At 78.0% G+C, this 4,438-nt stretch carries 4 protein-coding genes; 2 read left to right on the forward strand and 2 right to left on the reverse strand.

Annotated elements, in window-relative coordinates:
• Positions 1 to 208 precede the first annotated feature (208 nt).
• Positions 209 to 775 carry a GtrA family protein gene (locus HLB09_RS13465; RefSeq protein ID WP_171203861.1) on the forward strand — a complete coding sequence of 189 codons (567 nt, stop codon included), beginning with the start codon at positions 209 to 211 and terminating at the stop codon, positions 773 to 775.
• Positions 772 to 1,575: a class I SAM-dependent methyltransferase gene (locus HLB09_RS13470; protein WP_171203862.1), complete on the forward strand. Its 804-nt coding sequence runs from the start codon at positions 772 to 774 to the stop codon at positions 1,573 to 1,575. The genes HLB09_RS13465 and HLB09_RS13470 overlap by 4 nt, the downstream gene beginning before the upstream one ends.
• Positions 1,576 to 1,662: 87 nt before the next feature.
• Here the strand turns inward: HLB09_RS13470 and HLB09_RS13475 are convergent, their stop codons facing one another.
• Both HLB09_RS13475 and HLB09_RS13480 read right to left on the reverse strand, forming a co-directional pair.
• On the reverse strand, positions 1,663 to 3,126 hold the full coding sequence (locus tag HLB09_RS13475; RefSeq protein ID WP_171203863.1) for a hypothetical protein: 1,464 nt from the start codon (positions 3,124 to 3,126) through the stop codon (positions 1,663 to 1,665).
• Between the two features lie 60 nt (positions 3,127 to 3,186).
• Positions 3,187 to 4,438, reverse strand: a 1,252-nt coding sequence (locus tag HLB09_RS13480; RefSeq protein ID WP_171203864.1) for a glycosyltransferase family 2 protein, incomplete at its 5' end; no start/stop codon positions are given.

The following is a 4,438-nucleotide window of genomic DNA, read 5'->3' on the forward strand; positions in this document are numbered from 1 at the left end:
GTGGTAGACGGGCGTCCAGGTCGCCAGGAGGAGCACGGCGCCGTCGAGCGGGGCCGACGGGCTCGGCCGGCGCGGCGGGCGCCGTCCCCGCTGACCGCGCCGTCTGCACCACGCGCCCACGCTAGGTGACGCGTCGGCGCCCGCCCGGCCGACGGGCCGCTCCCCGAGCCGGACGGGCGCGCGCCGGTCGTGCGCCTAGGCTCCGCAGGTGCCCCGCCACCGGACGTCCACGCCGTCGCCCGCGGCGTCGTCCGACGCTCCCGGCACCCGACCGCTCGTCCCCCGGCTGGTGTCCGCGCACGGGGCGCGCCTCCTGCGCTACGCCGGCGGCTCCGGCGTCGCGACCGTCTGCAGCGCCGTCGCCTTCGCGCTGCTGTACGGCCCCCTCGGCGCGTCGACGACGACGTCCACCCTGCTGGGGTGGCTCGCGGGCGCGGTGCCCAACTACGTCATCAACCGCTCGTGGGTGTGGCGCGTGCAGGGCCGCCCCAGCGTGCGCCGCGAGCTCGTGCCGTACGTCGCCGTCGTGCTCCTCACCCTCGCCCTGGCGTCGGGCGCCACCGCGCTCACCGAGACCCTCCTCGAGCGCGCCGGCGCGGCCGACGCGGTGCTGTTCGCCTCCGTCAACGTCGCCTTCCTCGGCGTCTACGCCGTCATGGCGCTCGTGCGCTACGCCGTCCTGCACCAGCTCTTCCGCCGCCTGCCCGGGGCGCGCGGCGCCCGGCGCCCCGATCCCCGGCGCCCCGACGCCAGCCCCCGCGAGGAGACCCGATGACCGACGCCGCCCCCGGTCGCCCCGCCGCCCCGGACGCCGGGGACCCCGCAGACGCCGGAGGGGAGGGCGCCTTCTCCTCGGCGACGGGACGGACGCTCGAGGAGGGCTCGGGCGCGGGCCAGCCGAACTACAAGGCGTACCAGCTCGAGCTCATGCGCCCGCACGTCGGCCGCACGCTGCTCGAGGTCGGTGCCGGGCTCGGCGAGCTGGCCGAGACCTTCGCGCGGGGCATGGACCTCGAGCGCCACGTCGTCACCGACGTCGACCCCGGCGCGGTGGCGCAGATCGCGCGGCGCTTCGCCGACCGACCTGAGGTGGAGGCCCGCCGCCTCGACCTCGACGGCGAGCTGCCCGACCTCGGCGCGCCCGTCGCGACCGTGCTCGCCTCCAACGTGCTCGAGCACATCGAGGACGACGCCGGCGCCCTGCGGCGCCTGGCCCGCCTCGTCGAGCCGGGCGGCACCGTCGTCATGTTCGTGCCGGCGTACATGCAGCTCTACGGCGACTTCGACCGCCGCGTCGGGCACGTGCGCCGCTACACGCCCGCGACGCTGCGCAGCGCCTTCGAGCGGGCCGGGCTGGCGCCGCGCCTCGTCCGGCCCGTCAACCTCCTCGGCGGCCTCGCCTGGTGGGCGGCCGTGCGGCGCGGCGGCGTCGGGACGCCGAAGCCCGGCCTCGTGCGGGTCTACGACGGCGTCGTCGTGCCCGTGACGCGGATGCTCGAGAAGGTCGTCACCCCGCCGTTCGGGCAGTCGGTGCTCGGCGTCGCCGAGGTGCTCCCCGAGGCCGCCGACCGCTGACGGCGGGCGACGCGCCCCTCCAGGGGACCCGGCGCCTCAGGGAACCCGGCGCCTCAGGGAACCCGGCGCCTCAGGGAACCCGGCGCCTCAGGGAACCCGGCGCGGGCCACGGTGGCGCAGGGCGCTGCCGGCGAGGACGGCGGCGACGGGCAGCAGCACGACCGCGGGCAGCTGGTAGCGCCACACGAACTGGGTGGTGATGTCCGGCAGCACCGACAGGCCGAAGCCGACGAGGACGAGCAGCAGCACGAGGGGCCGCGCGGCACCGGCGCGCGGGGACAGGGCGCCGACGGCCCCGACGACGAGGCTCAGCAGGACCAGCGGCCCCCACGTGTAGACGACCTTCTCGTAGGCCACGAGGAGGTCCGCCCACGGCTGGCGGGTCTGCTGCTGGACGCCGCCGTGGTCGGCGAAGCCCGGCTCGGTCCACGGCGTCGGCTCCCGGTCGACGTACGTGGCGAACTTCCACTTGAAGACGGTGTTGTACTCGAAGCGGTCCGCGCGCAGCGGGTCGAAGCCGAGGGCGACGTCGCGCAGCACGACCCGCGCGTAGTCCAGCGGCTGGGCCGCGAGCGCCTGGCGGGCGAAGTCCTGCAGCACCGCCCGCCGGTCGACGCCGGGCGGCACGACGAGCGACTGCACGCCGCTGCCGATCTCGTACCAGCCGTAGTCGGTGGGGTCGCGCCGCTCGCCCACCGGCTCGGGCGGGCACAGCACCCGCGCGTAGGGGGCGAGCTCGAGGCGGTCGCAGTCGACGAACGTCGTCGTGCGCATGTACGAGGACACCCCGCCGATGCCGGACAGCCCGGGGCTGCCGTAGGTCCCGGCGAACCACGCGCTGTAGGCGCCCACGGGCACGACGAAGCCGACGACGAGCAGGCCCGCCGGGACGAGGCGCCGCCACCGGCCCGACGCCGCGAGCAGGCAGAAGAGGGCGCCGGCGAGGACGAGCGGCGTCCCGACCTGGCGGACGAGGACGGCGCAGCCCATGACGAGGCCGGCCGCGAGCGCGACGCCGGGCGAGGGTCGGCGCCGCCAGCCGAGGAGGACGACGGCCAGCACGAGGAGGTCGAGGAAGACGGCGTCGCTGAGCGGGCCGTGCTCGAGGACGAGCACCATCGCGTCGAGCAGCAGCGGCAGGACGCCGACGGCGGCCCACCACCGGCCCACGCCCCAGCGGCGCAGCAGCGCGTAGAGCCCCGTGGCGGCCGCGAGCCCCAGCACGTGCTGGACGCCGACGAAGAGGGCGACGTCGTCCGCGACGAGCGAGAGCGGCAGGAGGAAGAGGAGCCCGTAGCCGTCGGGGCGCTCGAGGCTGGGCTGCAGGTCGCCGAGGAAGCGCAGGTACGACGGGGCGTCGCTCACCATCATCGCCGGCCAGAAGGCGACCGTGACGACGAGGCGCACGAGCAGCCCCAGCCCGAGGACGACGAGGAAGGGCGCGTGGTCGCCGAGGCGCTCCCGCCACCGGCGCGACCCTCCTGCCCGGGCGGGCCCGGGCGGTCGCGGCGCGGGGTGCGCGCTCGCCCGGCGGCCGGCGGTCGTCGTCACGGCACCAGGGTGCGGCATCGGCGGCCGGGCCGGGTGCCGCGGGTCACGACCGGGTGACGCTCACGCCGCCGGAGCGGGCGCCGCGGGCGCCGCCCCGCCGGAGCCCCCCAGCGCGGAGCCCCCCAGCGCGGAGCCCCGCAGCGCGGGGGCCACCTCGTCGGCCGGGGTGAGCAGGCCCTCGCGCCACCAGGTGCCGACGACGACGCGCGCGTACCGCGACCCGTAGACGAGGTTGCGGCCCTTCTTGCTGGCGCCGGCGCTGCGCACGTGCATGGTCGCCGGGACCTCGCGCACGCGGTAGCCGTGCGAGAGCGCCCCGAGCATGAGCTCGGACGACTGGTACTGCGGCTGGCGCAGCGTCACGACGCCGGTGAGGTCGGCCCGCATCGCGCGCAGCCCGAAGGAGGTGTCGGTGACCCGCGTCCCGGACATCGCGCTGACGACCCACGCGAAGACGTGGACGCCCGTGCGGCGCACCCGGTCGCGCGTGTGCTGGTGCCCGAGGCGCCGCGAGCCGGACACGAAGTCGGCCTCGCCCTCGACGACGGGCCGCAGCACGGCCGGGACGTCCCCGACGTCGTACTGGCCGTCGGCGTCCGTCGTCACGACGTAGCGGGCGCCGTGCTCGCGGGCCACGCGGTAGCCCAGGCGCAGCGCGGCGCCCTGGCCGCGGTTGGCGGGGCAGGCGACGGCGAGCGCGCGCCCCGAGGCGGCGACGGCCTCCGCCGTGCCGTCGGTGCTGCCGTCGTCGACGACGACGACCGCGACGCGCAGGCCGAGCACCTCGGCCGGCAGGCCCGCGAGGACCGCGCCGATGCCCGGCGCCTCGTCGTAGGCGGCGATGACGACCGCCACGGGCGGCAGCTCGGGCACGCCCACCCGCGCGTGGAGGTCGGCGACGGCGGCGCGGTCGACGTCGTCCGGCGGCACCGGGCCGGAGCGGCGTCCCCGGCGTCCGCGCAGCAGGGCGGTGAGGCCCACGGCCCCGGCCGCCGGCAGCACCGCGAGCGCCGGCAGCACGACGGCGGGGGTGACGCCGTCGACGAGCGCGCCGGCGGCGAAGAGCAGCGGCACGACGGCGAGCACGAGCGCGGTGCGCCGCAGCCGCGAGGGCCGCGCCCGACCCAGGCCCGCGGCGGCGGCCAGGGCGAGGAGCAGGCCGAGGGCGGCGACGACGACCTCGGTCGTCACGAGCGGCCCCGTCCCCGACCCGGTCAGCGCGTCCGTGGCCCGGGGCCCCTGCAGCTGCCCGCCGACGTCGAGCGTCCCGCCGGGCGCCAGGGGCGCCAGGACGGCGAGCGGGCCGCGGTCG

The organism is Pseudokineococcus marinus (genome assembly GCF_013004605.1).
Classification (GTDB): Bacteria; Actinomycetota; Actinomycetes; order Actinomycetales; family Quadrisphaeraceae; genus Pseudokineococcus; species Pseudokineococcus marinus.

Excerpts from the sequence above, each read along its gene's own strand:
- HLB09_RS13470 (WP_171203862.1), top strand. The coding sequence starts at position 772 with ATGACCGACGCCGCCCCCGGTCGCCCCGCCGCCCCGGACGCCGGGGAC.